Here is a 26,904-nt window from a genome sequence, read left to right on the forward strand (position 1 = left end):
ATATTTTGATATAAATGCTTTTATCGTTGAACAATTAGTCTCTTTTCTGATATAATAAAATGTAACGCAAAACTTGTGGGTGAAATTCCCACCGTGAAGTTTTTCAAGAAAGGTGGGGACAGTCTCGTAAAGATGGAACTGTCCGTTATCAAAATAATATGACATCAGTAGTTGTTGTAGGAACCCAGTGGGGTGATGAAGGTAAAGGGAAAATCACAGACTTCCTAAGTCAAGATTCCGAAGTAATTGCACGTTATCAAGGTGGGGACAATGCAGGTCACACGATTGTTATCGATGGTAAGAAATTCAAATTGCACTTGATTCCATCAGGTGTTTTCTTCCCAGAGAAAATCTCTGTCATTGGTAATGGTGTCGTAGTGAACCCTAAATCACTTGTCAAAGAGTTGGAATATCTTCATACAAAAGGTGTGTCAACAGAGAGTCTTCGCATTTCTGACCGCGCACATGTTATCTTGCCATACCATATTAAACTTGATCAACTGCAAGAAGCTGCTAAAGGTGACAATAAAATTGGTACAACTAACAAAGGTATTGGTCCGGCCTATATGGATAAGGCTGCGCGTGTTGGTATCCGTATTGCCGATCTTTTGGACAAAGAAATCTTTGCTAGTCGATTAAAGACAAACCTGTCTGAGAAAAACCGTCTTTTCAGTAAGATGTATGAGTCTGAAGAGTTATCATTCGATGAGATTTTCGAAGAATACTACGCCTACGGACAACAAATTAAACAATATGTCACAGATACATCTGTTATTTTGAATGATGCTCTTGATGCAGGTAAACGTGTCCTCTTTGAAGGGGCTCAAGGAGTTATGCTTGATATTGACCAAGGAACATACCCATTTGTAACGTCATCAAACCCTGTTGCTGGTGGTGTTACAATTGGTTCTGGTGTTGGGCCATCTAAAATTAATAAGGTTGTGGGTGTATGTAAGGCCTATACGAGTCGTGTCGGCGATGGTCCTTTCCCAACTGAGTTGTTTGATGAAGTGGGTAAACGTATCCGTGAAGTTGGCCATGAATATGGAACAACAACTGGACGTCCACGTCGTGTAGGATGGTTTGACTCAGTGGTAATGCGTCATAGCCGTCGTGTATCAGGTATTACAAACCTTAGCTTGAACTGTATCGACGTTCTTTCTGGTCTTGATACTGTGAAAATTTGTGTAGCCTACGATCTTGATGGTGAGCGCATTGATTACTATCCAGCTAGCCTTGAGCAATTGAAACGTTGTAAACCAATCTATGAAGAATTGCCAGGTTGGGAAGAGGACATTACAGGTTGTCGTAGTTTAGATGAGCTTCCTGAAAATGCTCGTAATTATATTCGTCGTGTTGGTGAGTTGGTCGGTATACGTATCTCTACCTTCTCTGTAGGACCTGGACGTGAACAAACAAACATTCTTGAGAGTGTTTGGTCAAATATCTAATAATGAAGATAAAGAATCTAGGAAACTAGGTTCTTTTTTCTTTAGTCAGTAAACATAATAAGGTCCTAAATGACTTGGTAACTGTTAAAAAAAAACGCGTGTCAATTTTTCGATAGTATTAGAAGAGAAATCTTTCTATTTGATTAGTTTTTCGGTATAATATGGTTTGATTAAATGAAAATTAACGAGAACCTACTTTCATGATTTAGGAGTATAGCAACAATTGTAACCAAGAGAATAAGTGAGCAAATTTCTTAATAGCTTTGGGGTAAGAGGTGAGTAATGAATAAGGTTGTATTTGTTTGTCTGGGAAATATTTGTCGAAGCCCTATGGCGGAGTTTATAATGAAAGCGCTTGACCAAGATGGGTCTTTGCATATTGAAAGTCGTGCAACTTCGTCTTGGGAACATGGAAATCCAGTTCACCAAGGAACTCAAAAGATTTTAAGGAAATATGCGGTTTCTTTTGATTCTTCCAAAGGCTCACAACAGATAAGTCAGTCAGATTTTGAATTCTTTGATCTGATTGTGGGGATGGATGAGTCAAATGTTGAGGATCTCCTACAAGTATCTGCGGGTCGTTATGACGATAAAATTAAGCTCTTTAGACCTGGTGGGGTTCCGGACCCATGGTACACAGGTGATTTTGAAGAAACATACAATTTGGTAACTGCAGCTTGCCAAGATTGGCTACAGTGGATTAGGGATAGACAATGAATTTTAAACAGCTAAAGAATTTTGATTTCAAAAATATTGATATTAATCGTAATCAATTTGAGCATATCACGGTAGGGCTTATTATTTTATGCGCTCTGTCCTTGTTGTTGGTGACTATAAAAACGCAACATTCTATTAAAATTGATGGGACTAAAATCACCTATAAAGGTCAGATGCAGAACCATCGTTTAAACGGTCAAGGAACTCTGACCTATGATAATGGTGATACCTATACGGGTGGATTTAAAAATGGTTCTTTTAATGGTCAAGGAACTTTTAAATCTCACGAAGGTTGGACTTATGAAGGAGAGTTCAAGTCTGGTCAAGCAGATGGCCAAGGAAAATTGACTACTGAAAATAAGGTTGTCTACAAAGGAAAATTTACACAAGGGATTTTTAAAGGATGAGAATTAACTGGTTTTCTTATATTCGTGTGACAGGTCTTCTTTTAGTTCTTGTCTATCATTTTTTTCCAAGCGTTCTTCCTGGGGGATTCATTGGTGTTGATGTCTTCTTTACCTTTTCAGGCTATCTGATTACGGCACTTTTGATTGATGAGATGTCTAGAACACATCGCATTGATTATCTTGGTTTTATGCGACGACGCCTTTACCGTATAGTACCCCCACTTGTACTGATGGTTCTTATCTGTACCCCTTTAGCACTCTTGGTTCGAAATGATTTCATTGCAGGCATAGGGCATCAGATCACCTCTGTTATTGGTTTTGTAACTAACTATTATGAAATTTTAACTGGAGGGAATTATGAGAATCAGTTTAACCAGCATATCTACCTCCATACATGGAGTCTGGCTATTGAGGTTCATTATTATATTCTCTGGGGTGCCTTACTTTGGTTCCTAGCAAAGCGTGTTAAGCATCAAAATCAATTTAGAGGCCTAGTTTTCATGGTATCTCTTACCTGCTTTACGGTGAGTTTCCTATCAATGTTTATTAGTGCTTTCTTTGTTGATAGTTTTTCTCGCTTGTATTTTTCTTCAATCACGCATGCTTATCCTTTCTTTTTAGGTTCGCTTTTTGCGACACTTTCAGGTGTACATGAGACGACTGCTAGGTTTAAGAAAAATGTTCGCCTATGGGAACTTAAAAAGACAGTTCTTTATATGGTTGGTAGCTTTGCTCTGCTCTTATTGTTGGGCTTAGTCCTTCATTTTGAAGAACGTATTACCTATCTATTTGGGTTTGTTTTGGCTAGTTTGTTTACAGCTGTCATGATTTACTCTGCACGTATTCTCCATGAGAAGCTACCTGGCAAATCAGAGTCTGCTTTTATTAGTTATTTGGCGGAAATTAGTTACAGCGTTTATTTGTTCCACTGGCCGCTATATATTATCTTCAGCCAATTAACCAATAATATCATTGCAGTCATACTGACAACAATTTTGTCAATCGTTTTTGCGACACTTTCCTACTATATAATAGAGCCGTTTATTGCGGGAAGAAAGGGAAGTCTCTTTGGAATAGATTTGGACTTGACACCTTACCGACATATTGTGCTCTATATCTTCAGTGGGCTCACCTTAATTACAGTGCTCATTTCTCTCTTTGCGCCAGCTGTTGGGAACTTTGAGAAAGATTTGGTAGCTAATGGATTGTCACAAGCTCAGACGAAGATGAAATTAACACGTACCAATGCTGAAAACAGTCAAGCTACCTCTTTTGGTGTGAATAAAGGAGTGGTAATTCTAGGGGATTCCGTTGCTCTTAGGTCGAAAGATCAGATTGAATCAAGTATTGATAATGTCGCTATAGATGCAGTAGTCAGCCGTAATCTATCAACTATTAATGATTTACTTAAAGATTATGCGGATAGTAAAGCTCTTGCCAAAGATGTTGTTATTGCTGGTGGTGTTAATGAGATTGATGACTATAAAGGGGTCATTAATAAAATGATTAAAAATCTACCTAAAGGTCACCATATTATCTTTGTGACACCATATAATGGTAGTAAGTCTGGAATTGAAGCCGCATCTTTGGTTCAGTTACGTAAGTATGAGTTAGAGATGGCTAAGAAATATGACTTTGTGACGGTTGCTGATTGGTATCAAGTTGCTAAAGAAAATATTTCTATCTGGAATGGTACAGATGGGGTTCACTTTGGCTCCGATAGTGACTCTATTAACCGTGGGGCTAAATTATATACCAATACGATTAAAGAGGCTATCGCGAAAGCAAATAAGAAACCTGTTAAGGGTAGTAAAAAATAATAAAAAAAGAAGACAAGAGTTGTCCTCTTTTTTGTGGACAAATTTTGACTCAGTTTTTTGTTTTGTGCTAAAATAAGCCTATGGCAAGAATATTAGATGATGATTTACTAGGAGATGAGGAGTATGTGGAGCGTACCCTTCGCCCTCAGTACTTTAAGGAATATATTGGTCAAGATAAGGTTAAGGACCAATTAAAAATTTTTATAGAAGCAGCTAAACTCCGTGATGAGGCTCTAGACCATACCCTTTTGTTTGGCCCACCTGGTTTGGGTAAAACGACTATGGCGTTTGTAATCGCCAATGAGATGGGAGTTAATTTGAAGCAAACATCTGGGCCGGCAATTGAAAAGGCTGGTGATTTAGTTGCCATACTCAATGACTTGGATCCGGGAGACATCTTATTTATTGATGAGATTCATCGTATGCCTATGGTAGTGGAAGAAGTTCTTTATAGCGCTATGGAAGATTACTACATCGATATCATGATTGGATCAGGTGAGACAAGTCGTAGCGTTCATCTAGACCTTCCTCCCTTTACTTTGGTTGGTGCGACCACACGAGCAGGTATGCTGTCAAATCCCTTGAGAGCTCGCTTTGGAATCAATGGTCATATGGAATATTATGAGTTACCTGATTTGACAGAGATTGTAGAACGTACTTCGGAAATCTTTGAAATGACAATAACACCAGAGGCTGCCTTGGAATTAGCACGACGTAGTCGTGGAACACCACGTATTGCTAACCGACTGCTTAAGCGCGTTCGAGACTATGCTCAAATCATGGGTGATGGTGTCATTGACGATAAGATTGCAGATCAGGCATTGACTATGCTGGATGTAGATCATGAAGGATTAGACTACGTTGACCAAAAAATTCTCCGAACTATGATTGAGATGTATGGGGGAGGCCCAGTTGGCTTAGGTACTTTATCAGTTAATATTGCTGAAGAGCGAGAAACAGTGGAAGATATGTATGAACCCTACCTAATCCAAAAAGGTTTCATTATGCGTACACGAACAGGACGTGTTGCAACTGCTAAAGCCTATGAGCATATGGGATATGACTATACCCGAGATAATTAATAAAGAATCCATCTAGAAAGGTGGATTCTTTATTTAGTTTAAAAATAAAATAAAATAAGGGAAAAATTTCAAAAATGCCTTGCAATGAATGGGTTCTTCTGTTATTATATTGTGGTGCTGTTAAAACAGCGCTTAGCTATGATACAAGAGGTTGCGACACGCCTGGTTGCACTGCCACGCAATCCGTGTTGGTTTTCTTGAGGAGCTAGCCTATTATCTTAAATAGACGAAAGAGGAGAAAAAATGGCAAACAAAAAAATTCGTATCCGTTTGAAAGATTACGAACACCGTACGCTTGATACAGCGGCTGAAAAGATCGTAGAAACTGCAACTCGCACTGGTGCGACAGTTGCTGGGCCAGTTCCACTTCCAACTGAACGTAGTCTCTACACAATTATTCGTGCGCCTCACAAATATAAAGATTCTCGCGAACAATTTGAAATGCGTACACACAAACGTCTCATCGACATTATCAACCCAACTCAAAAAACAGTTGACGCTTTGATGAAACTTGATCTTCCAAGTGGTGTGAACGTAGAAATCAAACTTTAATTTAAAGATTGATTCATTGAGCATAAAAAACGCTCGTTAAAAACTTTTTTGAGCATAAAAAACGCTCATAAAAAACTTTTTAAAATACATTAAAGTAAAGGAAGTATTTTCTCATGACAAAAGGAATCTTAGGGAAAAAAGTGGGAATGACTCAAATCTTCACTGAAGCAGGTGAATTTATCCCTGTTACTGTCATCGAAGCTACTCCAAACGTTGTGCTTCAAGTTAAAACTGTTGAAACAGACGGTTACGAAGCAGTTCAAGTTGGTTTTTATGACAAACGAGAAGTATTGAGCAACAAACCTGCCAAAGGCCACGTAGCGAAAGCTAACACAGCTCCTAAGCGCTTCATTCGTGAATTCAAAAACATTGAAGGCTTAGAAGTTGGATCAGAAATCACTGTTGACATATTCGAAGCTGGAGATGTTGTTGATGTAACTGGTACTTCAAAAGGTAAAGGTTTCCAAGGTGTTATCAAACGCCACGGTCAATCACGCGGACCTATGGCTCACGGTTCTCGTTACCACCGTCGTCCAGGTTCAATGGGACCTATAGCGCCTAACCGTGTTTTCAAAAACAAACACTTGGCAGGACGTATGGGTGGCAACCGTGTGACAATTCAAAACCTTGAAATTGTACAAGTTATCCCAGAGAAAAATGTTATCCTTATCAAAGGTAACGTACCAGGTGCTAAGAAATCTCTTATCACTATCAAATCAGCAGTTAAAGCTGCTAAATAATAAGAAAGGAGAAATCAGTTAAAAATGGCAAACGTAAAACTATTTGACCAAACTGGTAAAGAAGTTAGCACAGTTGAACTTAATGACGCTATCTTCGGTATCGAACCAAACGAATCAGTAGTATTTGATGTCGTGATCAGCCAACGTGCTAGCCTTCGCCAAGGTACTCATGCGGTTAAAAACCGTTCAGCAGTATCAGGTGGTGGACGTAAACCATGGCGTCAAAAAGGAACTGGACGTGCTCGTCAAGGTTCTATCCGCTCACCTCAATGGCGTGGTGGTGGTGTTGTCTTCGGACCAACTCCACGTTCTTACGGATACAAACTTCCACAAAAAGTTCGTCGCCTTGCATTGAAATCTGTATACTCAGCTAAGGTTGCAGAAGATAAATTTGTAGCGGTTGAAGCTCTTTCATTTGCGGCTCCAAAAACTGCTGAATTCGCAAACGTTCTTTCAGCTCTTAGCATCGATTCTAAAGTACTTGTTATCGTTGAAGAAGGAAACAAATTCGCTGAACTTTCAGCACGTAACCTTGCAAACGTAACTGTTGCAACTCCTGCAACTGCAAGCGTACTTGACATCGTAAACGCAGATAAACTTCTTGTTACTAAAGAAGCTATCTCATCAATCGAGGAGGTTCTTGCATAATGAATTTGTATGACGTAATCAAAAAACCTGTTATCACTGAGAAATCTATGATTGCTCTTGAAGCAGGAAAATACACTTTCGAAGTTGATACACGTGCACACAAACTCTTGATCAAACAAGCAGTTGAAGCTGCATTTGAAGGTGTTAAAGTTGCTAGCGTGAATACTGTAACTGTTAAACCAAAACAAAAACGTGTAGGACGTTACACTGGTTTCACTTCAAAAACTAAAAAAGCTATCATCACTCTTACAGCTGATTCTAAAGCAATCGAGTTGTTTGCAGCTGAAGCTGAATAATCAAAGGAGAAATTAACGTGGGTATTAAAGTTTATAAACCAACGACAAATGGCCGTCGTCACATGACTTCTTTGGATTTCGCAGAAATCACTACAAGCACTCCTGAAAAATCATTGCTTGTTTCTCTTAAGAACAAAGCTGGTCGTAACAACAATGGTCGTATCACTGTACGCCACCAAGGTGGCGGACACAAACGCCACTACCGTTTGATTGACTTCAAACGTAACAAAGATGGCGTTGAAGCAGTTGTTAAAACAATTGAGTACGATCCAAACCGTACTGCAAACATCGCTCTTGTACACTACACTGACGGGGTTAAAGCTTACATCATCGCACCTAAAGGTCTCGAAGTAGGTCAACGTATCGTTTCAGGTCCAGATGCGGATATCAAAGTTGGTAACGCTCTTCCACTTGCAAACATCCCAGTTGGTACAGTTATCCACAACATTGAGCTTAAACCAGGTAAAGGTGCTGAACTTGTCCGTGCCGCTGGTGCTTCTGCTCAAGTTTTGGGTCAAGAAGGTAAATACGTACTTGTTCGTCTTCAATCAGGCGAAGTTCGTATGATTCTTGGAACTTGTCGTGCAACTATAGGTACTGTAGGTAACGAACAACAATCACTTATCAGCCTTGGTAAAGCTGGTCGTAACCGCTGGAAAGGTGTTCGCCCAACAGTTCGTGGTTCTGCAATGAACCCTAACGATCACCCACACGGTGGTGGTGAAGGTAAAGCACCAGTTGGACGTAAAGCGCCATCTACTCCATGGGGTAAACCTGCGCTTGGTCTTAAAACTCGTAACAAGAAAGCTAAATCTGACAAACTTATCGTTCGTCGTCGTAACGAAAAATAATTTAGTCGCTTAGTATATGACATCCGCCAACTCGGTAGCGCTTCTTAGCGCAAGCCGCTGTGGTACATTTAATTTAAAGGAGAAAACTACAAAATGGGACGTAGTCTTAAAAAAGGACCTTTCGTCGATGAGCATTTGATGAAAAAAGTTGAAGCTCAAGCAAATGACGAAAAGAAAAAAGTAATTAAAACTTGGTCACGTCGTTCAACGATTTTCCCAAGTTTCATCGGATACACTATCGCAGTTTATGATGGACGTAAACATGTTCCTGTTTACATCCAAGAAGACATGGTAGGTCACAAACTTGGTGAATTTGCACCAACTCGTACTTACAAAGGTCATGCAGCTGACGATAAGAAAACACGTCGTTAATAGGAGGAGGACACAATGGCAGAAATTACTTCAGCTAAAGCATTGGCTCGTACAGTGCGTGTTTCACCTCGTAAAACACGTCTTGTTCTTGATCTTATCCGTGGTAAGAACGTTGCTGATGCAATCGCAATCTTGAAATTCACTCCAAACAAAGCAGCTCGCATTGTTGAGAAAACACTTAACTCTGCTATCGCTAACGCAGAAAACAACTTTGGTTTGGAAAAAGCTAACTTAGTAGTATCTGAAACATTCGCAAACGAAGGACCAACAATGAAACGTTTCCGTCCACGTGCGAAAGGTTCAGCTTCACCAATCAACAAACGCACAACTCACGTAACAGTAGTTGTGTCAGAAAAATAAGGAGGTAAACTCGTGGGTCAAAAAGTACATCCAATTGGTTTTCGTGTCGGGATCATCCGTGACTGGGATGCGAAATGGTATGCTGAAAAAGAATACGCAGATTACCTTCACGAAGATTTGGCAATCCGCAAATTCATTCAAAAAGAGCTTGCAGACGCTTCAGTTTCAACTATTGAAATCGTACGTGCTGTAAACAAAGTTATTGTTTCAATTCACACTGCGAAACCAGGTATGGTTATCGGTAAAGGTGGATCAAACGTTGACGCTCTTCGCGCTCAACTTAACAAATTGACTGGAAAACAAGTTCACATCAACATCGTTGAAATCAAAAAACCTGATTTGGACGCTCACCTTGTTGGTGAAACTATTGCTCGTCAACTTGAGCAACGTGTTGCTTTCCGTCGTGCACAAAAACAAGCTATTCAACGTGCAATGCGTGCTGGAGCTAAAGGGATCAAAACTCAAGTATCAGGTCGTTTGAACGGTGCAGATATCGCCCGCGCAGAAGGATACTCAGAAGGTACAGTTCCACTTCACACACTTCGTGCAGATATCGACTACACTTTGGAAGAAGCTTACACAACTTACGGTAAACTTGGTGTTAAAGTTTGGATCTACCGTGGAGAAGTTCTTCCAGCCCGTAAAAACACTAAAGGAGGCAAATAACAAATGTTAGTACCTAAACGTGTTAAATACCGTCGCGAATTCCGTGGAAAAATGCGCGGTGAGGCTAAAGGTGGTAAAGAAGTCGCATTCGGTGAATACGGTCTTCAAGCTACTACTAGTCACTGGATCACAAACCGTCAAATCGAAGCTGCCCGTATCGCAATGACTCGTTACATGAAACGTGGTGGTAAAGTTTGGATTAAAATCTTCCCACATAAACCATACACTGCTAAACCTATCGGTGTACGTATGGGTTCTGGTAAAGGGGCACCTGTAGGTTGGGTAGCACCAGTTAAACGTGGTAAAGTAATGTTCGAAATCGCAGGTGTTTCTGAAGAAGTTGCACGTGAAGCGCTTCGTCTTGCTAGCCACAAATTGCCAGTTAAGACTAAATTCGTGAAACGTGAAGCAGAATAAGGAGAAGACATGAAACTTGAAGAAATCAAAAAGTTTGTTGCTGAGCTTCGTGGCTTGTCTCAAGAAGAGCTTGCTAAAAAAGAAAACGAACTTAAGAAAGAACTTTTCGACCTTCGTTTCCAAGCTGCAGCAGGTCAACTTGATCAAACTGCCCGTTTGAACGAAGTTAAAAAACAAATTGCACGTGTTAAAACTGTGCAATCTGAAATCAAATAATAGATTGGGAAAGGAGCAATTCTAATAATGGAACGTAATCAACGTAAAACCCTTGTTGGACGTGTAGTATCTGACAAGATGGATAAAACAATCACAGTTGTAGTTGAAACTAAACGTAACCACCCAGTCTATGGTAAACGTATCAACTACTCTAAAAAATACAAAGCACATGATGAAAACAACGTTGCTAAAGAAGGCGATATCGTTCGTATCATGGAAACTCGTCCACTTTCAGCTACAAAACGCTTCCGTCTTGTAGAAGTTGTGGAAGAAGCTGTTATTATCTAATAAAACTAAAAGGAGACAATTGAAATGATTCAACAAGAAAGTCGCTTAAAAGTTGCTGATAATAGCGGTGCTCGTGAGATCTTGACTATCAAAGTTCTTGGTGGTTCAGGACGTAAATTCGCTAACATCGGCGACGTTATCGTTGCAACTGTTAAACAAGCTACACCAGGTGGAGCTGTTAAAAAAGGTGATGTTGTTAAAGCTGTTATCGTACGTACAAAAACTGGTGCTCGCCGTTCAGACGGTTCATACATCAAGTTTGATGACAACGCTGCAGTAATCATCCGTGATGACAAAACTCCTCGTGGAACTCGTATCTTTGGCCCTGTTGCACGTGAATTGCGTGAAGGTGGATACATGCGTATTGTATCTTTGGCCCCAGAAGTACTTTAATCTGAATTAACACAAACTTAGTCCCCTGATTTATTCAGGGTGCCCATTAGGGCGTAAGAAATAATAGGAGAAATACTCAAATGTTTGTAAAAAAAGGCGATAAAGTTCGCGTTATTGCTGGTAAAGACAAAGGAACTGAAGCAGTAGTTCTTAAGGCTCTTCCAAAAGTAAACAAAGTTGTTGTTGAAGGTGTTGCAATCATTAAAAAACATCAAAAACCATCAACTGAAAACCCTCAAGGTGCTATCGTGGAAAAAGAAGCACCAATCCACGCTTCAAACGTTCAAGTTCTTGACAAGAACGGTGTAGCTGGACGTGTAGGTTACAAAGTTGTTGACGGCAAGAAAGTTCGTTACAACAAAAAATCAGGCGAAGTGCTTGACTAATCACGAAGGAAAGGAGAAAGTATTAAATGGCTAACCGTCTTAAAGAAAAATACACTAACGAAGTAATTCCTGCTTTGACTGAACAATTTAACTATTCTTCAGTTATGGCTGTGCCAAAGGTTGATAAAATTGTTATTAACATGGGTGTTGGTGAAGCTGTAAACAACGCTAAAACTCTTGAAAAAGCTGCTGCTGAATTGGCACTTATTTCAGGTCAAAAACCATTGATCACTAAAGCTAAGAAATCAATCGCTGGCTTCCGTCTTCGTGAAGGTGTAGCGATCGGTGCTAAAGTTACCCTTCGTGGTGAACGCATGTACGAATTCTTAGATAAATTGGTGTCAGTTTCACTTCCACGTGTTCGTGACTTCCATGGTGTTCCAACTAAATCATTTGATGGACGTGGTAACTACACACTTGGGGTTAAAGAACAACTTATCTTCCCAGAAATCAACTTCGATAATGTTGATAAAGTACGTGGTATGGATATCGTTATCGTAACTACTGCTAACACTGACGAAGAAGGTCGTGAATTGCTAAAAGGCCTTGGAATGCCTTTTGCAAAATAATCTAGGAGGTAAATAAATTGGCTAAAAAATCATTGATTGTTAAGAACAAACGCCCTGCGAAGTTCTCTACGCAAGCTTACACTCGTTGCGAACGTTGTGGACGTCCACGCTCAGTTTATCGCAAATATAAACTTTGCCGTATTTGCTTCCGTGAATTGGCTCACGAAGGTCAAATTCCAGGTGTTACCAAAGCTTCTTGGTAAAATTATGATTCATTCAAGTTAGATTTTTCTAAGTTGAATGTATTAAACACAAACTGAGCCCAGCTCAATCATTAACTAGCAAGTGAATTATTCAAACTACTAGTAAGAGGAGAAAATATAAAATGGTTATGACTGACCCAATTGCAGATTTCTTGACACGTATTCGTAACGCTAACCAAGCTAAGCACGAAGTTCTTGAAGTACCTGCATCAAACATTAAAAAAGGTATTGCTGAAATCCTTAAACGTGAAGGTTTTGTAAAAAACGTTGAAGTTATTGAAGATGACAAACAAGGTATCATTCGCGTATTCTTGAAATACGGACAAAACGGTGAACGTGTTATTACTAACTTGAAACGTATCTCTAAACCAGGTCTTCGTGTTTACTCTAAGCGTGAAGATATTCCTAAAGTTCTTAACGGACTTGGAATCGCGATCATTTCTACTTCAGAAGGTCTTTTGACTGACAAAGAAGCTCGTCAAAAGAACGTTGGTGGAGAAGTTATCGCTTACGTTTGGTAAGAGGTTAACAGTAAGCGCGATTGTTTAACTAGTCGTGCGAGTTTCATTGATTTAATTCTTTGAAACTCATCCCCGTGAAAACTAGTCACTTAGTGGCTTGATAATCTAACAGGAGAATTAAAGACTATGTCACGTATTGGTAATAAAGTAATTACTTTGCCTGCTGGTGTTGAAATAACAAACAACGATAACGTTGTTACTGTTAAAGGACCTAAAGGCGAACTCACTCGTGAGTTTAACAAAAACATTGAAATCAAAGTTGAAGGCAACGAAGTTACACTTCACCGTCCAAACGACTCCAAAGAAAACAAAACAATCCACGGCACTTCACGTGCAAACTTGAACAACATGGTTGTTGGTGTTTCTGAAGGTTTCAAAAAAGAACTTGAAATGCACGGTGTAGGATACCGTGCTCAACTCCAAGGAACAAAACTTGTTCTTTCAGTTGGTAAATCTCACCAAGACGAAATTGAAGCTCCAGAAGGCATTACTTTTGAAGTACCATCTGCAACTTCAATTGTTGTTAGTGGTATCAACAAAGAAGTTGTTGGTCAAACAGCAGCTTACATCCGTAGCCTTCGTTCTCCAGAACCTTACAAAGGTAAAGGTATCCGTTACGTTGGTGAATACGTACGTCGTAAAGAAGGTAAAACTGGTAAATAATAGGATTTTATCCTTGTGGCTATTCTTTTTGGATTTCCCACTTACCAAAAGCTCTCATGAGCAATCATTATAATTAAGAGGTGAAAATTGTGATTTCGAAACCAGATAAAAACAAACTCCGCCAAAAACGCCACCGTCGCATTCGCGGAAAACTCTCTGGAACTGCTGATCGCCCACGTTTGAACATTTTCCGTTCTAATACAGGCATCTACGCTCAAGTAATTGATGACGTAGCGGGTGTAACGCTCGCAAGTGCATCAACTCTTGATAAAGAGGTTTCTAAAGGAACTAAAACAGAACAAGCCATTGTTGTCGGTAAACTTGTTGCTGAACGCGCAGTAGCTAAAGGTATTTCTGAAGTGGTGTTTGACCGCGGTGGATATCTCTATCACGGACGTGTTAAAGCTTTGGCTGACTCAGCTCGTGAAAACGGATTGAAATTCTAATAGGGAGGACACTTAATAATGGCATTTAAAGATAATGCAGTAGAACTTGAAGAACGCGTAGTTGCTATCAACCGTGTTACTAAAGTTGTAAAAGGTGGACGCAACATGCGTTTTGCTGCTCTTGTTGTTGTTGGTGACCGTAATGGTCGCGTAGGATTTGGTACTGGTAAATCTCAAGAGGTTCCAGAAGCTATCCGTAAAGCAGTTGAAGCAGCTAAGAAAAACCTTATCGAAGTTCCTATGGTTGGTACAACTATTCCTCACGAAGTTCGTTCAGAATTTGGTGGAGCGAAAGTATTGTTGAAACCAGCTGTTGAAGGTGCTGGGGTTGCCGCTGGTGGTGCAGTTCGTGCCGTCGTCGAATTGGCTGGTGTTGCTGATGTAACATCTAAATCACTTGGTTCAAACACTCCAATCAACATCGTTCGTGCGACAGTTGAAGGATTGAAACAACTTAAACGTGCTGAAGAAGTTGCGGCTCTTCGTGGCATCTCAGTATCTGACTTGGCATAAGAAAGGAGATAACAATGGCTCAAATTAAAATTACTTTGTCTAAGTCTCCAATCGGACGCAAACCAGAACAACGTAAAACAGTTGCTGCTCTTGGACTTGGTAAATTGAATAGCTCAGTTGTTAAAGAAGACAACGCTGCTATCCGTGGTATGGTCAACGCAGTATCTCACTTGGTAACTGTAGAAGACGTTAAATAAAAATTAATTTAAGTCGTGAGGGTTACCTTACGACTTAAACTGAATTTCATGTATAGGCGAGTTTCTAATCAAGCTACCTTACTTGATTAGAGGCGCTAGCATTTTACAAAAAGAGGAGAAAATAATAATGAAACTTCATGAATTGAAACCTGCTGAAGGTTCTCGTAAAGTCCGTAACCGTGTAGGTCGTGGTACTTCATCTGGTAACGGTAAAACTTCAGGTCGTGGTCAAAAAGGTCAAAAAGCTCGTAGCGGTGTTGGCTTACGTCCAGGATTTGAAGGTGGACAAACTCCATTGTTCCGTCGTCTTCCAAAACGCGGATTCACTAACATCAACGCTAAAGAATACACCCTTGTAAACCTTGATCAATTGAACGTTTTTGAAGATGGTACAGAAGTAACTCCAGTAGTTCTTAAGGAAGCTGGAATCATTCGTGCTGAAAAATCAGGCGTTAAAGTTCTTGGTAACGGCGAATTGACTAAGAAATTGACTGTTAAAGCAGCTAAATTCTCAAAATCTGCTGAAGCAGCTATCACTGCTAAAGGTGGTTCAATCGAAGTCATCTAATGAGGGGTAACTCATTATGTTTTTTAAACTATTAAAAGATGCGTTGAAAGTCAAAAACGTTCGTAATAAGATTTTATTTACAATCTTCATTATTTTCGTTTTTCGTGTCGGGACTCATGTAACAGTTCCTGGTATCAACGCTGAAAGTTTGAAACAATTAAGTGACTTACCTTTCTTGAACATGCTTAACTTGGTGTCTGGTAATGCTATGAATAACTTCTCTATCTTTTCAATGGGGGTTAGTCCGTATATTACAGCATCAATCATTGTCCAACTTTTGCAGATGGATATCTATCCAAAATTTGTAGAGTGGGGCAAACAAGGGGAAGTTGGTCGGCGTAAATTAAATCAGGCGACTCGCTATATTACTCTTGTTTTAGCCTTTGTTCAATCGATTGGTATTACAGCTAGTTTCAATACACTCTCATCAATTTCATTGGTTAAGACACCTAATATTTCAACCTATCTATTGATTGGGTCAATTTTAACTGCTGGTAGCATAATTGTGACGTGGCTTGGTGAACAAATTACTGATAAGGGCTTCGGTAATGGTGTGTCAATGATTATCTTTTCTGGTATCATTGCTTCCATTCCAAAGATGTTCTCAACAATTTACGAGGATTTCTTTGTCAATGTTCGTACAGGAGATTTAACTCATTCCTATATCATCGTCGCTTTGTTGATTGTGGTAGGTTTGGCAATTGTCTTCTTTACGACATTTGTACAACAAGCAGAATATCAAATTCCAATTCAATATACTAAATTGGTTCAAGGTGCTCCAACGAGTTCATATTTACCTTTGAAAGTCAATCCAGCTGGTGTTATTCCCGTTATCTTTGCTAGCTCGATTACGACAATTCCTAGTACTATTCTTCCATTCTTCTCTAAGGTTACGTGGTTATCACATTTACAAGGATTACTCTCGTATAATACACCTAGTGGAATGATTACTTACGCGATATTGATTATCTTATTCTCATTCTTCTACACATTTGTCCAAGTAAATCCTGAAAAAACTGCAGAATATCTTCAAAAGAATGGGTCTTACATTCCTAGTGTTCGTCCAGGTCGTGAGACAGAAAAGTACATGTCTTCATTGCTTAAGAGATTGGCAACAATCGGGGCTGTATTTCTCGCGTTTATTTCATTAGCTCCAATTGCGGCTCAACAGTTTATGCACCTCACAAGTTCAATTGCACTTGGTGGTACATCACTCTTGATCTTGATTTCAACTGGTATCGAAGGTATGAAACAACTTGAGGGTTACCTATTGAAACGTCAGTATGTTGGATTTATGAATCTTGAAGACTAAGTTTTCTCATGAACAATCGAGAGGGAAAGAAGGGTAAGTTTCTGTCCCTTCTCTTTTGTTTTTTGATAACTCTATCAAGGTTCAACAACCTTCATAGAGTTATTTAAAAACAAAAATAAGGAGTTCGTAAGATGAATCTTTTAATTATGGGTCTACCAGGTGCTGGTAAAGGGACTCAAGCTGCAAAAATTGTTGAAGAATTTGGTGTAGCTCACATCTCAACTGGTGATATGTTCCGTGCTGCTATGGCTAATCAAACAAAAATGGGAAGTTTGGCAAAATCATTCATCGATAAAGGTGAATTGGTACCAGACGAAGTTACAAATGGAATTGTTAAAGAACGTTTGGCTGAATCTGATATTGCTGAAAAAGGTTTCTTGCTAGATGGTTACCCACGTACTATTGAACAAGCTCACGCTTTGGATGAAACATTGAAAGCACTAGATACTAAACTTGACGGGGTGATTAATATTGAAGTTAATCCAGAGATCTTAGTTGAACGTCTTTCAGGTCGTTTCATTTGTCGCTCATGTGGTTCCACTTACCATAAAGTATTCAACCCAACTAAGGTTGAAGGAATATGTGATGTTTGTGGTGGACATGAATTCTTCCAACGTGAAGATGACAAACCTGAAATTGTTAAACGTCGTCTAGATGTAAACATTGCTCAAGGTGAGCCAATTATTGCACACTACCGTGAGCTTGGTCTTGTATCAGATATTCAAGGAAACCAGGACATTGATGATGTATTCGCTGATGTTAAAAAAGCGATTGCAGCAATTAAATAATTATAGAATCTTACTTGCGTATCAGACTTAGGCATGTTATAATACTTTAGTCTGACTTTTAATTGTTACCTCTGTGCTCAGAGGAAATCAAATCGAAATTTTAGGGGGGACTTTTGCGTGGCAAAAGAAGACGTGATTGAAATTGAAGGTAAAGTTGTTGAAACTATGCCTAATGCTATGTTTACTGTTGAGTTGGAAAATGGACACCAAATTTTGGCGACAGTTTCTGGTAAAATCCGTAAAAACTACATTCGTATTTTGGTCGGTGACCGTGTGACTGTTGAAATGAGTCCTTATGATTTGACACGTGGACGCATCACATACCGCTTTAAATAATCGAAATAATTGGAGGGATTAAAACATGAAGGTAAGACCATCGGTTAAACCAATTTGCGAATACTGTAAAGTTATTCGTCGTAACGGTCGTGTTATGGTAATTTGTCCAACAAATCCAAAACACAAACAACGTCAAGGATAATATAGAAAGGAGAAATCATGGCTCGTATTGCTGGAGTTGACATTCCAAACGATAAACGTGTAGTAATTTCACTTACTTACATATATGGTATCGGACTTGCAACATCTAAGAAAATCTTGGCTGCTGCAGGCGTTTCTGAAGACATCCGCGTTAAAGATTTGACAAATGATCAAGAAGACGCTATTCGTCGTGAAGTGGATGCAATCAAAGTTGAAGGTGATCTTCGTCGTGAGGTTAACCTTAACATCAAACGTTTGATGGAAATCGGTTCATACCGTGGTATCCGTCACCGTCGTGGACTTCCTGTCCGTGGGCAAAACACTAAAAACAATGCCCGTACTCGTAAAGGTAAAGCTGTTGCGATTGCAGGTAAGAAAAAATAACCTAAAATAAAATAGGAGGTAAAAACATTGGCTAAACCAACACGTAAACGTCGTGTGAAAAAGAATATCGAATCTGGTATTGCTCACATTCACGCTACTTTCAATAACACTATTGTTATGATTACAGATGTGCATGGTAATGCTGTAGCTTGGTCATCAGCTGGTGCTCTTGGTTTCAAAGGTTCTCGTAAATCTACACCATTTGCTGCCCAAATGGCTTCTGAAGCTGCTGCTAAATCTGCACAAGAACACGGTCTTAAGACAGTTGAAGTAACTGTTAAGGGTCCTGGTTCAGGTCGTGAGTCTGCTATCCGTGCTCTTGCTGCTGCTGGTCTAGAAGTAACTGCAATCCGTGATGTAACTCCTGTACCACATAATGGTGCTCGTCCTCCAAAACGTCGTCGTGTGTAATTTTTAATAACAATAGTACACAAGATTCGTTTCGAGGGAGTATAATAAATGATTGAGTTTGAAAAACCAATAATAACAAAAATTGATGAAAATAAAGATTACTGCAAATTTGTCATCGAACCACTAGAACGTGGTTATGGTACAACTTTAGGTAACTCTCTTCGTCGTGTACTCTTGTCATCACTTCCAGGTGCTGCCGTAACATCAATTAAAATTGATGGAGTACTCCACGAGTTTGATACCGTACCAGGCGTCCGTGAAGATGTGATGCAAATTATCCTTAATATTAAGGGACTTGCTGTAAAATCTTACGTCGAAGACGAAAAAACAATTGAACTTGATGTTCAAGGTCCAGCTGAGGTTACTGCTGGAGATATCTTGACTGATAGTGACGTTGAAATTGTTAACCCTGATCATTATCTTTTTACTATCGCTGAAGGTGCTTCATTACAAGCAACAATGACAGTAGCTACAAACCGTGGTTATGTTCCAGCAGAAGAAAATAAAAAAGATGATGCACCAGTGGGAACTTTGGCTGTAGATTCAATCTACACACCAGTGAAAAAAGTCAATTATCAAGTTGAACCTGCTCGTGTAGGTAGCAATGATGGTTTTGATAAATTGACAATCGAAATCGTGACAAACGGAACAATCATCCCAGAAGATGCCCTCGGTCTCTCGGCTCGAGTTTTGATTGAACACTTGAATTTGTTTACGGATCTTACTGATGTGGCTAAAGCTACAGATGTGATGAAGGAAACTGAAAAAGTGAACGATGAAAAATTGCTTGATCGTACCATCGAAGAACTTGATTTGTCTGTACGCTCATATAACTGTTTAAAACGTGCCGGTATCAATACCGTTCATAATTTGACAGAGAAGACTGAGCCTGAAATGATGAAAGTCCGTAACCTAGGTCGTAAATCACTTGAAGAAGTTAAAGTTAAATTGGCTGATCTTGGACTTGGACTTAAAAATGATAAATAATATAGGAGGATAACATGGCATACCGTAAACTTGGACGCACAAGCTCACAACGTAAAGCGGTTCTTCGTGATTTGACTACAGATCTTATCATTAACGAAGCAATCGTTACAACTGAAGCACGTGCTAAAGAAATCCGTAAAACAGTTGAAAAAATGATTACTCTTGGTAAACGTGGTGATTTGCACGCACGTCGTCAAGCAGCTGCATTTGTACGTAACGAAATTGCATCTGAAAGCTATGATGAAGCAACTGATAAATATATATCAACAACTGCTCTTCAAAAACTTTTCTCAGAAATCGCACCTCGTTATACTGAACGTAACGGTGGATACACTCGTATCCTTAAAACAGAACCACGTCGTGGCGATGCTGCCCCAATGGCAATTATCGAACTTGTTTAATTTTTATCAATTTTGTTGAGTGTTATGATGATGGAATAGCTTAGCTTTTCTTAGTCTAGCTCTGGTCTACCGCTGGGCAGACGCCCAGCGGGAACACTCATCATAAAAAGGGAATAAATAAGCATGTAACGCTTGTTTACGAAAGATAATACTGTTATTTTTCGTAAGCAGGCGTTTTTTATATCTTGAATTGTCAAATTAAGTGCATACTTTCCCCATAAAATACTTCATAAGGTGTTTTCCAGTTAAGATATTTTTGTGGGCTATTATTAAGTTTGTTCTTCCACAGCTGAATAATCTGATCATTAACCAATGTTAAATCACTCCCTTTGGGAAAATATTCTCTTAGTAGTCCATTCGTATTCTCATTAGTCCCTCGTTGCCATGGAGCATGGTGATCAGGAAAATAGATTTCAATTTTTAATTGATCACTCAACTTCTGATGATAGGTAAACTCTTTCCCTCTATCAGGGGTCACAGTATGCTTGGTCAAGGGTTCTAGCATTTTTACCATAGCTTCTATTACCAACTTACTTTTCTTGACAGCTACCTTCTGGATTTTTAGGAAACGAGAATAACGGTTCAGTTATAGTCACTAAACAAGCTTTTCCAGTTTTACCTGCAACATTATCGGCCTCCCAATCTCCTATTCTAGTTCGGTTATTAGCATCTTTGGGTCTTTCTTGAATTGTATGAGATATAGAGATTTTCCCTCTATTTTCGACATAACCTTTTGTATGACGCTTTTTGCCACGATGGCGGTGCTTACGAATACCACCACGAGCACCATGAGATAGTGAGTTGTCATCAAAATGTCCTTTGTAAATGGCTCTATAACTTGTTTGATAACTAATAACAGTTTTTCCATACTCTAATCTCAACCGATCTTCTATTTCTTCAGGAGACTATTGATACTCGAGAAATAGATGTTTGGTGGTATTGCTTAAATTGCAATCTATTTCAAGTATCCGTTTCCGCCCACAGTGTGATTTAGCAATATAGTAGGATTTCTGTGCATGACATGGAGAATAGTTTCCTTCTCTTAGATGTCTCTTCCACTCACGACTAATACTAGAGGGATAACGATGAAGTAACTTAGCAATTTGAGACAAATTTAGGCCCTGCGTACGGTAAACGAGAATACTTTCACGCTCTTCCATGGTAAAATAATGGTAGCTCATAAGACTTCCTTTCGTAACTAGTTCGTTCAATTCTATTTTACTAGAAAATCTTATGAGTTTTTATTGTGCACTTATATTGTATATTAAAGCTATCAATGGTCTGAATATTTTGATATAATGGGAAAAACTTATTTTTACATGGGGCATTTTATTGTGACAAGAGCTAAGGAGCTGCTTAAACAAAGATACTACAAGCCAATCAAAGATCATACTGAACTATTTGTTGGAATCGAGTTGGAATACCCTGTAGTTAATTTGAGTGTGAATGCTACTGCTGTTTCTCTATCGAAACAGCTATTCATCTATCTTCTAAATAATTTTGATTTTCATGCGGATAAGTTTGATTCTGATAATAATCTTATTCAGTTTATTGATCAGGTTTCTGGTGATATGATTCTTTTTGAGGTCTTATACAATACGATTGAATTTGCTTTTGCAAAGGCTAGCCGCATTGCTGAAGTTGAGGAACGTCTAGGCAACTTACCTCAGTATGATTCAACCGTATCTTCGTGACAACAATCATGAGTTGCAAGGATGGGGCGTAAATCCAAACTGGGCAAAGAATGATAATAGGCCTGTTAAATCTCCTCGCTATGAGATGCTTATGGATTTTCTCGAGCTCTCTAAAGCAAAGAATGATTCTTTCTTTCACGATTATCCTGATTATGGCTTTTTTATCTGTGGAAGTCAGGTACAGTTAGATGTCTCAAAAACATCCTATTTGAGAGTTCTAAATGCTTTTAATCAAATAGAGGGACCCAAGGCGGTATTATTGGCAAACTCTGAATTTTGGGGTTCTGATTGGGATCTTGCGCTTTCACGTGATGTTTTCTGGGAGAATTCCATGCGTGGTGTGTTTGAGGAAAATACGGGAGTATTTCCGAAGGTGTTTGAAAACGAAGATGACTATTTTTCTTATCTATCCGAGACTGCAATTTTTACAGCTACGAGGGGTGAAGTGACTTACTATTTTGAACTTATTCGTGCTAAAGACTACTTGAATAAACCAGCTATTCAAGCCTGGTCTATTCATGGTAAAGAAGTTTCAATTCAGCCGAGTGAGGACGACTTTAAAACGCATCGTTCTTATCAATTTCAAGATTTAACGACTAGGGGAACCGTTGAGTTTCGAAGTGTTTGTACTCAGCCTTTCTCAGCGACTTTTGCACCAGCAGCCCTTCATCTTGGACTTTTAGTTAACTTAGAGACACTAGAAAGTATTTTAAAAGGCACATCTTTATTTGAAGTTTTGACTATGATTATCCTAGAATTCGTTGCTTGTTTTCGAAAAAGAAAATCTCAAAGACTGATTTTAAATTGATCTTGCCTTTGGCAGAGGTTCTACTAACTTGTGCAGAGGATGGGCTCAAAAATCGTGGCTTTGGAGAAGAAGTTTACTTATCTCCTCTTCAAGAAAAATTAGCTGCTTTGAAAAAATCGTTTAGACTAACTCCAGATAGTATAAACGTAATGTTTAGGAAAAGCTAAAAAAGTCAAAAAGCTTATTGACAATAGCATACAATAAATGGTATTATATAATAGTTGTTTCGAAAGAGACAAAAGAGAGTTTCAAAAAAACTTTCAAAAAAGTATTGACATTGATGGTCAAATTTAATATAATAACTAATGTTGTTAGCGGAAATGGCGGAATTGGCAGACGCGCAGGACTAAGGATCCTGTGACCGCTTTAGGTCGTGAGGGTTCAAGTCCCTCTTTCCGCAGAGTAACCAGTCAAGAGACTGGTTTTTTTTTATATTAAAAAATCAAAACGCTTACAAAACATAGAAAAACTAGTTTTTTGAGTCTAATTGTGATAAAATAAACATGTAAACGGGTTCAAACCCAAAAAAAAATAGGAGGCCTTTATAATGGCAATCGTTTCAGCAGAAAAATTTGTTCAAGCAGCTCGTGACAATGGTTATGCAGTTGGTGGATTTAACACAAATAACCTTGAGTGGACTCAAGCTATTTTGCGTGCAGCAGAAGCTAAAAAAGCTCCAGTACTTATCCAAACTTCTATGGGTGCAGCTAAGTACATGGGTGGTTACAAATTGTGTAAAGTTCTTATCGAAGAATTGGTTGAATCAATGGGTATCACTGTACCAGTTGCTATTCACCTTGACCACGGTCACTACGATGATGCTCTTGAGTGTATCGAAGTTGGTTACACTTCAATCATGTTTGATGGTTCACACCTTCCAATTGAAGAAAACCTTAAGTTGGCGAAAGAAGTTGTAGAAAAAGCACACGCTAAAGGTATCTCAGTTGAAGCTGAAGTTGGTACTATCGGTGGTGAAGAAGACGGTATCGTCGGTAAAGGTGAATTGGCACCAATCGAAGATGCTAAAGCTATGGTTGCAACTGGTGTTGACTTCTTGGCTGCAGGTATCGGTAACATCCACGGTCCTTACCCAGAAAACTGGGAAGGTCTTGACCTTGACCACTTGCAAAAATTGACAGAAGCTGTACCAGGTTTCCCAATCGTATTGCACGGTGGATCAGGTATTCCTGATGATCAAATCCAAGAAGCTATCAAACTTGGTGTTGCTAAAGTTAACGTTAACACAGAATGTCAAATCGCATTTGCTAACGCAATACGTAAATTTGTTGCTGAATACGAAGCAAATGAAGCAGAATACGACAAGAAGAAACTCTTCGACCCACGTAAATTCTTGAAACCAGGTTTCGAGGCTATTACAGAAGCTGTTGAAGAACGTATCGACGTATTTGGTTCAGCAAACAAAGCTTAATTAGACTATATAAGCTTGAAAATAAAGGGTTTGTCCAATGTGGACAAGCCTTTTTCTTATGTTTTGCCCCCATTTTGCCCCCGATTTCTAAATTTCAGTCCATTTTTATTATAGATGTAATACAATTATGCTTATTTTGTCAATTGATCAATCATTGGTGTGATTGTGTTCTTAGTCTTCTGTGTAACGTGTAAATAAATTTGTGTTACTCGACTCCCCCTTGTGTGTCCAACACGATCTTGAATAGCCTCCAAGGGTACTCCTTGTTCAGCTAAGAAGCTGATATGCGTGTGTCGGAAGATATGAGTTGTAATATGTTTCTTGAAACTAAGCTTATTATCAATATCGATTCCTGCCCGTCTCGGGTTTCCCTTGCGGTTTAGTTTACCATTTTCTGAAGAGTTGAGGAAGTTGTTTAAGACGCTGTAATGAAGAGGAGTTCCATTGTAATCAGGTTTATGGATGCTCTTAGAGGTGAAAATCCATCCATTATCTTTATAGTCTGGATTGAATTCTATATGATGATGATTTAATTCAATTTCTTCTTTTAGAATTTCAACAGCCCTTAATGATAATTGAACGTTTCGATAACTTTGTACATTTTTAACGTTACCTTCATAGTTATCTTCAGTGGCTCCTCCATGAGTAGCACGAGTTCTAATAACTGAGGCTATATTTTTATTAAAATCAATAGCTTCCTCCTTTAAACCGAGTACTTCACCAATACGCATTCCGGTTAGTGCTTGAAATTCAAAAATACGTGCATACTGTTCATTGTACTTACGAACAATGGATAATACTTCTTTGAGTTCCCAAGATTCAAGATATTGATCTTCTATATCTGATTTCTTTAAACGTTCTAATTCGTCAGAAATCCCTTTTCTACCAATTGTTATATAAGGCATGGGATTCTGATCAGGCGTAATATAATCATGTGCAATAGCATACTTGAATATGGCAGATAAGTCTGATTTAATTGATTGAGCTATTCGTTTGTGGTTTCCGATTGGGTAAAGTTGATCTATAATCTCTTTTATTAAACTAGTGGGAATATTTTTTAGTATCGTTTCTTTTGGAATATGAGGTAAAATGTGGTTTCTGTATCTACCATCTTCCCCAGCTAAAGTTTTAGGAGCTACTAACTTCTGTTCAATTCTCGTTTGGTGCCATTCATGCCAAACTTCATACAAAGTGATATTGCTTCGTTTTCGTAAAGATTCTTTTGTTAGTTCTTCATAAAGTATATTTGCTTTATCTTGAAGCTCACTAAATATAAGCGATTTTACTTGTGCTGAAAGTTTGATTCGACCATCATCATCTTTTTTATTAGGTAATGAATACCAATCAGAAACTATTTCTCGCCTTTCAGGATACTGTCAATAATTATGTGTAAACACTCAAGTAGAGTTGAAGAATGTTAATCAAATAAGCTTTCAAGTGTGTCAGCACATTGGCCAAACCCTTTATGGATGCGTTGATTTTGCTTGAAATTATAATCTTCAAACAGGGTAACTAAATAACGTCCCAGAGCCTCCTCGTTAGGAAAAAGAATCTTCTTTTTCGTTTGACGTTTGATCTCTTTGTTAAGAGACTCAATGAGGTTTGTCGAATAAATGCTATGCCAAATCTGGTAGGGAAACTGATAAAAAGTTAAAAGATTATCCGTATTCTCCAGACTTTCCATGACTTTCCTATACTTTGGTTTCCATTCGGAGATAAAGTTCTCTAAAGCTTGCACTGCCATTTCTAAATTTTCAGCACGATAAATCGTTTTAAATTGCTCCAGAATAACCGCTCTATCTGCTCGTTTCACTTTACTAGCTAGATTTCGACTAATATGAATTAAGCAACGTTGTTGTTTAGCTAATGGGTAAGCCTGATTGATAATCTCTTCAAGCCCCTTGAAGCCATCGGTCACTACAAGAGAAACCTGTTGGATTCCTTGGTTTTGAAGCTTGTCTAACAGGGTGGACCAAGAAGCATTGTTTTCATTTGGGGCGATTTCATATCCAAGAACAGCCTTCTGTCCTTCTGGTGTAATGCCAAGTGCGATATGAATACATTCTTTACTAACGGTTCCACGTCTTAATGGAAGATAGGTTCCGTCAAGAAATAAAACAGAGTAATTGGCTTCTAAGCTTCGCTCATGAAAAGTAGCGACATTCTCCTGAGTTGCTTTTGAGATATTAGAAATTGTGGCAGGACTATAGTGATGACCATACATTCGCTCGATGATATCACTAATTTCTCGAGTCGTTACACCGGTTTGATAGAGTTTGATAACCATCTCTTCCAAGTGGTCATCTCGACGTCCATAAGCGGGAAGCAAAGCTGGACTAAAGTTCCCATTACGATCTCTAGGAATACTCAACTGAACAGTCCCATATTTGGTTTCGAATTTCCGTGCATAGCTTCCGTTACGACTATTCCCAGAATTATAGCCTAATTTATCGTAAGGTTCATACCCTAAAAAGGCTGATAACTCTGCTTGAAGCAGATCATTCATAGCTGTTTCAAGAGAAGTACGGAAAAATTCATCAATATCTTGCTTTTGGGCTAGGAAGTTAAGTAGTTCTGTGGTAAACTGAGTCATAGGAATAAATCTCTTTCTAGTAATGTTTTGCAACTCTACTATAACGGATTTATTCCTTTTTGTGTTTACACAACTTATTTTACACTACCGATCCGTTTAATAACGAGTTCAATAATTTATTTAGTAATAATACTACAAAAGATGCTTACACTTATGACGAAATTAATAAAATTGAAAAAGATCCTATAAGTGTATTACCTGTTAATAGAATGGAATATAATAAAAACAAATTAATTGGATATGAATTATGACTATCACTATTTAAGAGATTAAAATAT

At 38.7% G+C, this 26,904-nt stretch carries 37 protein-coding genes, 1 tRNA gene and 2 pseudogenes; 37 read left to right on the top strand and 3 right to left on the bottom strand.

Going from position 1 to position 26,904, the window contains the following annotated elements; genetic code table 11:
* The first annotated feature begins 158 nt into the window (after positions 1 to 158).
* From NSQ85_RS02065 to rplQ, 34 genes are all read left to right on the top strand, one after another.
* Positions 159 to 1,451, top strand: a complete 1,293-nt coding sequence (locus NSQ85_RS02065; protein WP_179972390.1) for an adenylosuccinate synthase — start codon at positions 159 to 161, stop codon at positions 1,449 to 1,451.
* Between the two features lie 282 nt (positions 1,452 to 1,733).
* Complete coding sequence (locus NSQ85_RS02070) at positions 1,734 to 2,168, top strand: low molecular weight protein-tyrosine-phosphatase (RefSeq protein WP_002948621.1); 435 nt, start codon at positions 1,734 to 1,736, stop codon at positions 2,166 to 2,168.
* Entirely contained in the window at positions 2,165 to 2,575 is a 411-nt protein-coding gene (locus NSQ85_RS02075) for a hypothetical protein (protein ID WP_179972389.1), read from the top strand. Before NSQ85_RS02070 ends, NSQ85_RS02075 begins: the two co-directional genes overlap by 4 nt.
* A complete protein-coding gene (locus tag NSQ85_RS02080) occupies positions 2,572 to 4,395 on the top strand; it encodes an acyltransferase family protein (protein ID WP_179972388.1) in 1,824 nt (607 codons plus the stop codon). The genes NSQ85_RS02075 and NSQ85_RS02080 overlap by 4 nt, the downstream gene beginning before the upstream one ends.
* An 80-nt stretch (positions 4,396 to 4,475) precedes the next feature.
* The gene (ruvB, locus tag NSQ85_RS02085; protein ID WP_179972387.1) at positions 4,476 to 5,477 is read left to right on the top strand and encodes a Holliday junction branch migration DNA helicase RuvB; all 1,002 of its coding nucleotides are present in this window, start codon (positions 4,476 to 4,478) and stop codon (positions 5,475 to 5,477) included.
* A 243-nt stretch (positions 5,478 to 5,720) separates the two neighbouring features.
* Positions 5,721 to 6,029, top strand: a complete 309-nt coding sequence (gene rpsJ, locus NSQ85_RS02090; RefSeq protein ID WP_179972386.1) for a 30S ribosomal protein S10 — start codon at positions 5,721 to 5,723, stop codon at positions 6,027 to 6,029.
* Between the two features lie 113 nt (positions 6,030 to 6,142).
* Positions 6,143 to 6,769, top strand: coding sequence for a 50S ribosomal protein L3 (gene rplC / locus NSQ85_RS02095; protein WP_179972385.1), 627 nt, complete (start codon positions 6,143 to 6,145; stop codon positions 6,767 to 6,769).
* 24 nt (positions 6,770 to 6,793) lie between these two features.
* Positions 6,794 to 7,417 carry a 50S ribosomal protein L4 gene (gene rplD, locus NSQ85_RS02100; RefSeq protein WP_002885795.1) on the top strand — a complete coding sequence of 208 codons (624 nt, stop codon included), beginning with the start codon at positions 6,794 to 6,796 and terminating at the stop codon, positions 7,415 to 7,417.
* Positions 7,417 to 7,713: a 50S ribosomal protein L23 gene (locus NSQ85_RS02105; RefSeq protein ID WP_002887066.1), complete on the top strand. Its 297-nt coding sequence runs from the start codon at positions 7,417 to 7,419 to the stop codon at positions 7,711 to 7,713. The genes rplD and NSQ85_RS02105 overlap by 1 nt, the downstream gene beginning before the upstream one ends.
* 17 nt (positions 7,714 to 7,730) lie before the next feature.
* On the top strand, positions 7,731 to 8,564 hold the full coding sequence (rplB, locus tag NSQ85_RS02110; RefSeq protein ID WP_179972384.1) for a 50S ribosomal protein L2: 834 nt from the start codon (positions 7,731 to 7,733) through the stop codon (positions 8,562 to 8,564).
* 93 nt (positions 8,565 to 8,657) lie between these two features.
* Positions 8,658 to 8,936 carry a 30S ribosomal protein S19 gene (gene rpsS, locus NSQ85_RS02115; protein WP_000533765.1) on the top strand — a complete coding sequence of 93 codons (279 nt, stop codon included), beginning with the start codon at positions 8,658 to 8,660 and terminating at the stop codon, positions 8,934 to 8,936.
* A 15-nt stretch (positions 8,937 to 8,951) separates the two neighbouring features.
* The gene (gene rplV / locus NSQ85_RS02120; RefSeq protein ID WP_179972383.1) at positions 8,952 to 9,296 is read left to right on the top strand and encodes a 50S ribosomal protein L22; all 345 of its coding nucleotides are present in this window, start codon (positions 8,952 to 8,954) and stop codon (positions 9,294 to 9,296) included.
* Between the two features lie 12 nt (positions 9,297 to 9,308).
* A complete protein-coding gene (gene rpsC / locus NSQ85_RS02125) occupies positions 9,309 to 9,962 on the top strand; it encodes a 30S ribosomal protein S3 (protein ID WP_179972382.1) in 654 nt (217 codons plus the stop codon).
* A 3-nt stretch (positions 9,963 to 9,965) separates the two neighbouring features.
* Positions 9,966 to 10,379, top strand: a complete 414-nt coding sequence (gene rplP, locus NSQ85_RS02130) for a 50S ribosomal protein L16 (RefSeq protein ID WP_179972381.1) — start codon at positions 9,966 to 9,968, stop codon at positions 10,377 to 10,379.
* A 9-nt stretch (positions 10,380 to 10,388) separates the two neighbouring features.
* On the top strand, positions 10,389 to 10,595 hold the full coding sequence (gene rpmC / locus NSQ85_RS02135) for a 50S ribosomal protein L29 (protein WP_002885754.1): 207 nt from the start codon (positions 10,389 to 10,391) through the stop codon (positions 10,593 to 10,595).
* A 27-nt stretch (positions 10,596 to 10,622) separates the two neighbouring features.
* Positions 10,623 to 10,883, top strand: a complete 261-nt coding sequence (gene rpsQ, locus NSQ85_RS02140) for a 30S ribosomal protein S17 (protein ID WP_002885836.1) — start codon at positions 10,623 to 10,625, stop codon at positions 10,881 to 10,883.
* A 24-nt stretch (positions 10,884 to 10,907) separates the two neighbouring features.
* Complete coding sequence (gene rplN / locus NSQ85_RS02145; RefSeq protein ID WP_002952155.1) at positions 10,908 to 11,276, top strand: 50S ribosomal protein L14; 369 nt, start codon at positions 10,908 to 10,910, stop codon at positions 11,274 to 11,276.
* Between the two features lie 80 nt (positions 11,277 to 11,356).
* Positions 11,357 to 11,662, top strand: coding sequence for a 50S ribosomal protein L24 (gene rplX / locus NSQ85_RS02150; RefSeq protein WP_002946158.1), 306 nt, complete (start codon positions 11,357 to 11,359; stop codon positions 11,660 to 11,662).
* Between the two features lie 26 nt (positions 11,663 to 11,688).
* A complete protein-coding gene (gene rplE, locus NSQ85_RS02155) occupies positions 11,689 to 12,231 on the top strand; it encodes a 50S ribosomal protein L5 (protein WP_002946163.1) in 543 nt (180 codons plus the stop codon).
* A 17-nt stretch (positions 12,232 to 12,248) separates the two neighbouring features.
* A complete protein-coding gene (locus NSQ85_RS02160; protein WP_179972380.1) occupies positions 12,249 to 12,434 on the top strand; it encodes a type Z 30S ribosomal protein S14 in 186 nt (61 codons plus the stop codon).
* A 122-nt stretch (positions 12,435 to 12,556) separates the two neighbouring features.
* Positions 12,557 to 12,955: a 30S ribosomal protein S8 gene (rpsH, locus tag NSQ85_RS02165; RefSeq protein ID WP_002952146.1), complete on the top strand. Its 399-nt coding sequence runs from the start codon at positions 12,557 to 12,559 to the stop codon at positions 12,953 to 12,955.
* Positions 12,956 to 13,081: 126 nt separating this feature from the next.
* A complete protein-coding gene (rplF, locus tag NSQ85_RS02170; RefSeq protein WP_340781064.1) occupies positions 13,082 to 13,618 on the top strand; it encodes a 50S ribosomal protein L6 in 537 nt (178 codons plus the stop codon).
* A gap of 89 nt (positions 13,619 to 13,707) precedes the next feature.
* Positions 13,708 to 14,064: a 50S ribosomal protein L18 gene (gene rplR / locus NSQ85_RS02175; RefSeq protein WP_002946169.1), complete on the top strand. Its 357-nt coding sequence runs from the start codon at positions 13,708 to 13,710 to the stop codon at positions 14,062 to 14,064.
* A gap of 18 nt (positions 14,065 to 14,082) precedes the next feature.
* Entirely contained in the window at positions 14,083 to 14,577 is a 495-nt protein-coding gene (gene rpsE / locus NSQ85_RS02180; protein ID WP_002946171.1) for a 30S ribosomal protein S5, read from the top strand.
* A 14-nt stretch (positions 14,578 to 14,591) separates the two neighbouring features.
* Positions 14,592 to 14,774: a 50S ribosomal protein L30 gene (gene rpmD / locus NSQ85_RS02185; protein ID WP_002946172.1), complete on the top strand. Its 183-nt coding sequence runs from the start codon at positions 14,592 to 14,594 to the stop codon at positions 14,772 to 14,774.
* 127 nt (positions 14,775 to 14,901) lie between these two features.
* Positions 14,902 to 15,342, top strand: a complete 441-nt coding sequence (rplO, locus tag NSQ85_RS02190; protein WP_002946175.1) for a 50S ribosomal protein L15 — start codon at positions 14,902 to 14,904, stop codon at positions 15,340 to 15,342.
* Positions 15,343 to 15,358: 16 nt separating this feature from the next.
* Entirely contained in the window at positions 15,359 to 16,654 is a 1,296-nt protein-coding gene (gene secY, locus NSQ85_RS02195) for a preprotein translocase subunit SecY (RefSeq protein ID WP_116920374.1), read from the top strand.
* A gap of 131 nt (positions 16,655 to 16,785) precedes the next feature.
* A complete protein-coding gene (locus NSQ85_RS02200) occupies positions 16,786 to 17,442 on the top strand; it encodes an adenylate kinase (RefSeq protein ID WP_180482308.1) in 657 nt (218 codons plus the stop codon).
* Between the two features lie 117 nt (positions 17,443 to 17,559).
* Positions 17,560 to 17,778 (top strand): translation initiation factor IF-1, encoded by a 219-nt coding sequence (gene infA, locus NSQ85_RS02205; protein WP_001040189.1) that lies wholly within the window; start codon positions 17,560 to 17,562, stop codon positions 17,776 to 17,778.
* Positions 17,779 to 17,803: 25 nt separating this feature from the next.
* Entirely contained in the window at positions 17,804 to 17,920 is a 117-nt protein-coding gene (gene rpmJ, locus NSQ85_RS02210) for a 50S ribosomal protein L36 (protein ID WP_000868345.1), read from the top strand.
* 17 nt (positions 17,921 to 17,937) lie between these two features.
* Positions 17,938 to 18,303, top strand: coding sequence for a 30S ribosomal protein S13 (gene rpsM / locus NSQ85_RS02215; RefSeq protein ID WP_179972377.1), 366 nt, complete (start codon positions 17,938 to 17,940; stop codon positions 18,301 to 18,303).
* A gap of 27 nt (positions 18,304 to 18,330) precedes the next feature.
* Positions 18,331 to 18,714 (top strand): 30S ribosomal protein S11, encoded by a 384-nt coding sequence (gene rpsK / locus NSQ85_RS02220; protein WP_002887520.1) that lies wholly within the window; start codon positions 18,331 to 18,333, stop codon positions 18,712 to 18,714.
* Between the two features lie 48 nt (positions 18,715 to 18,762).
* The gene (locus NSQ85_RS02225; RefSeq protein WP_340781065.1) at positions 18,763 to 19,701 is read left to right on the top strand and encodes a DNA-directed RNA polymerase subunit alpha; all 939 of its coding nucleotides are present in this window, start codon (positions 18,763 to 18,765) and stop codon (positions 19,699 to 19,701) included.
* A 14-nt stretch (positions 19,702 to 19,715) separates the two neighbouring features.
* Entirely contained in the window at positions 19,716 to 20,102 is a 387-nt protein-coding gene (gene rplQ, locus NSQ85_RS02230; RefSeq protein ID WP_179972375.1) for a 50S ribosomal protein L17, read from the top strand.
* Between the two features lie 193 nt (positions 20,103 to 20,295).
* Here rplQ and NSQ85_RS02235 read toward each other — a convergent pair.
* Positions 20,296 to 21,283, bottom strand: a pseudogene (locus tag NSQ85_RS02235) (IS30 family transposase).
* A gap of 153 nt (positions 21,284 to 21,436) precedes the next feature.
* Here NSQ85_RS02235 and NSQ85_RS02240 point away from each other — a divergent pair.
* The 3 genes and pseudogenes from NSQ85_RS02240 to NSQ85_RS02250 all read left to right on the top strand — a co-directional run bounded on the left by NSQ85_RS02240 (position 21,437) and on the right by NSQ85_RS02250 (position 24,033).
* Positions 21,437 to 22,771: pseudogene (locus NSQ85_RS02240) on the top strand (gamma-glutamylcysteine synthetase).
* A 147-nt stretch (positions 22,772 to 22,918) separates the two neighbouring features.
* Positions 22,919 to 23,004 (top strand) — tRNA-Leu (locus NSQ85_RS02245).
* 147 nt (positions 23,005 to 23,151) lie between these two features.
* Complete coding sequence (locus NSQ85_RS02250) at positions 23,152 to 24,033, top strand: class II fructose-bisphosphate aldolase (protein WP_179972373.1); 882 nt, start codon at positions 23,152 to 23,154, stop codon at positions 24,031 to 24,033.
* Positions 24,034 to 24,164: 131 nt separating this feature from the next.
* Here NSQ85_RS02250 and NSQ85_RS02255 read toward each other — a convergent pair whose 3' ends face one another.
* Positions 24,165 to 25,223: a tyrosine-type recombinase/integrase gene (locus tag NSQ85_RS02255; protein ID WP_232087338.1), complete on the bottom strand. Its 1,059-nt coding sequence runs from the start codon at positions 25,221 to 25,223 to the stop codon at positions 24,165 to 24,167.
* A 227-nt stretch (positions 25,224 to 25,450) separates the two neighbouring features.
* Entirely contained in the window at positions 25,451 to 26,626 is a 1,176-nt protein-coding gene (locus NSQ85_RS02260) for an IS256-like element IS1191 family transposase (protein ID WP_179972202.1), read from the bottom strand.
* Positions 26,627 to 26,904 lie beyond the last annotated feature (278 nt).

The organism is Streptococcus sp. FSL L8-0526 (assembly GCF_038007145.1).
Classification (GTDB): Bacteria; Bacillota; Bacilli; order Lactobacillales; family Streptococcaceae; genus Streptococcus; species Streptococcus thermophilus.

What these genes read in the sequence shown, in the direction of transcription:
- NSQ85_RS02065 (WP_179972390.1), top strand. Translation starts at nt 159, where the DNA reads ATGACATCAGTAGTTGTTGTAGGAACCCAGTGGGGTGATGAAGGTAAA.
- NSQ85_RS02070 (WP_002948621.1), top strand. Translation starts at nt 1,734, where the DNA reads ATGAATAAGGTTGTATTTGTTTGTCTGGGAAATATTTGTCGAAGCCCT.
- NSQ85_RS02075 (WP_179972389.1), top strand. Translation starts at nt 2,165, where the DNA reads ATGAATTTTAAACAGCTAAAGAATTTTGATTTCAAAAATATTGATATT.
- NSQ85_RS02080 (WP_179972388.1), top strand. Translation starts at nt 2,572, where the DNA reads ATGAGAATTAACTGGTTTTCTTATATTCGTGTGACAGGTCTTCTTTTA.
- ruvB (WP_179972387.1), top strand. Translation starts at nt 4,476, where the DNA reads ATGGCAAGAATATTAGATGATGATTTACTAGGAGATGAGGAGTATGTG.
- rpsJ (WP_179972386.1), top strand. Translation starts at nt 5,721, where the DNA reads ATGGCAAACAAAAAAATTCGTATCCGTTTGAAAGATTACGAACACCGT.
- rplC (WP_179972385.1), top strand. Translation starts at nt 6,143, where the DNA reads ATGACAAAAGGAATCTTAGGGAAAAAAGTGGGAATGACTCAAATCTTC.
- rplD (WP_002885795.1), top strand. Translation starts at nt 6,794, where the DNA reads ATGGCAAACGTAAAACTATTTGACCAAACTGGTAAAGAAGTTAGCACA.
- NSQ85_RS02105 (WP_002887066.1), top strand. Translation starts at nt 7,417, where the DNA reads ATGAATTTGTATGACGTAATCAAAAAACCTGTTATCACTGAGAAATCT.
- rpsS (WP_000533765.1), top strand. Translation starts at nt 8,658, where the DNA reads ATGGGACGTAGTCTTAAAAAAGGACCTTTCGTCGATGAGCATTTGATG.
- rplV (WP_179972383.1), top strand. Translation starts at nt 8,952, where the DNA reads ATGGCAGAAATTACTTCAGCTAAAGCATTGGCTCGTACAGTGCGTGTT.
- rplP (WP_179972381.1), top strand. Translation starts at nt 9,966, where the DNA reads ATGTTAGTACCTAAACGTGTTAAATACCGTCGCGAATTCCGTGGAAAA.
- rpmC (WP_002885754.1), top strand. Translation starts at nt 10,389, where the DNA reads ATGAAACTTGAAGAAATCAAAAAGTTTGTTGCTGAGCTTCGTGGCTTG.
- rpsQ (WP_002885836.1), top strand. Translation starts at nt 10,623, where the DNA reads ATGGAACGTAATCAACGTAAAACCCTTGTTGGACGTGTAGTATCTGAC.
- rplN (WP_002952155.1), top strand. Translation starts at nt 10,908, where the DNA reads ATGATTCAACAAGAAAGTCGCTTAAAAGTTGCTGATAATAGCGGTGCT.
- rplX (WP_002946158.1), top strand. Translation starts at nt 11,357, where the DNA reads ATGTTTGTAAAAAAAGGCGATAAAGTTCGCGTTATTGCTGGTAAAGAC.
- rplE (WP_002946163.1), top strand. Translation starts at nt 11,689, where the DNA reads ATGGCTAACCGTCTTAAAGAAAAATACACTAACGAAGTAATTCCTGCT.
- rpsH (WP_002952146.1), top strand. Translation starts at nt 12,557, where the DNA reads ATGGTTATGACTGACCCAATTGCAGATTTCTTGACACGTATTCGTAAC.
- rplF (WP_340781064.1), top strand. Translation starts at nt 13,082, where the DNA reads ATGTCACGTATTGGTAATAAAGTAATTACTTTGCCTGCTGGTGTTGAA.
- rpsE (WP_002946171.1), top strand. Translation starts at nt 14,083, where the DNA reads ATGGCATTTAAAGATAATGCAGTAGAACTTGAAGAACGCGTAGTTGCT.
- rpmD (WP_002946172.1), top strand. Translation starts at nt 14,592, where the DNA reads ATGGCTCAAATTAAAATTACTTTGTCTAAGTCTCCAATCGGACGCAAA.
- rplO (WP_002946175.1), top strand. Translation starts at nt 14,902, where the DNA reads ATGAAACTTCATGAATTGAAACCTGCTGAAGGTTCTCGTAAAGTCCGT.
- secY (WP_116920374.1), top strand. Translation starts at nt 15,359, where the DNA reads ATGTTTTTTAAACTATTAAAAGATGCGTTGAAAGTCAAAAACGTTCGT.
- NSQ85_RS02200 (WP_180482308.1), top strand. Translation starts at nt 16,786, where the DNA reads ATGAATCTTTTAATTATGGGTCTACCAGGTGCTGGTAAAGGGACTCAA.
- rpmJ (WP_000868345.1), top strand. Translation starts at nt 17,804, where the DNA reads ATGAAGGTAAGACCATCGGTTAAACCAATTTGCGAATACTGTAAAGTT.
- rpsM (WP_179972377.1), top strand. Translation starts at nt 17,938, where the DNA reads ATGGCTCGTATTGCTGGAGTTGACATTCCAAACGATAAACGTGTAGTA.
- NSQ85_RS02225 (WP_340781065.1), top strand. Translation starts at nt 18,763, where the DNA reads ATGATTGAGTTTGAAAAACCAATAATAACAAAAATTGATGAAAATAAA.
- rplQ (WP_179972375.1), top strand. Translation starts at nt 19,716, where the DNA reads ATGGCATACCGTAAACTTGGACGCACAAGCTCACAACGTAAAGCGGTT.
- NSQ85_RS02250 (WP_179972373.1), top strand. Translation starts at nt 23,152, where the DNA reads ATGGCAATCGTTTCAGCAGAAAAATTTGTTCAAGCAGCTCGTGACAAT.
- NSQ85_RS02260 (WP_179972202.1), bottom strand. Translation starts at nt 26,626, where the DNA reads ATGACTCAGTTTACCACAGAACTACTTAACTTCCTAGCCCAAAAGCAA.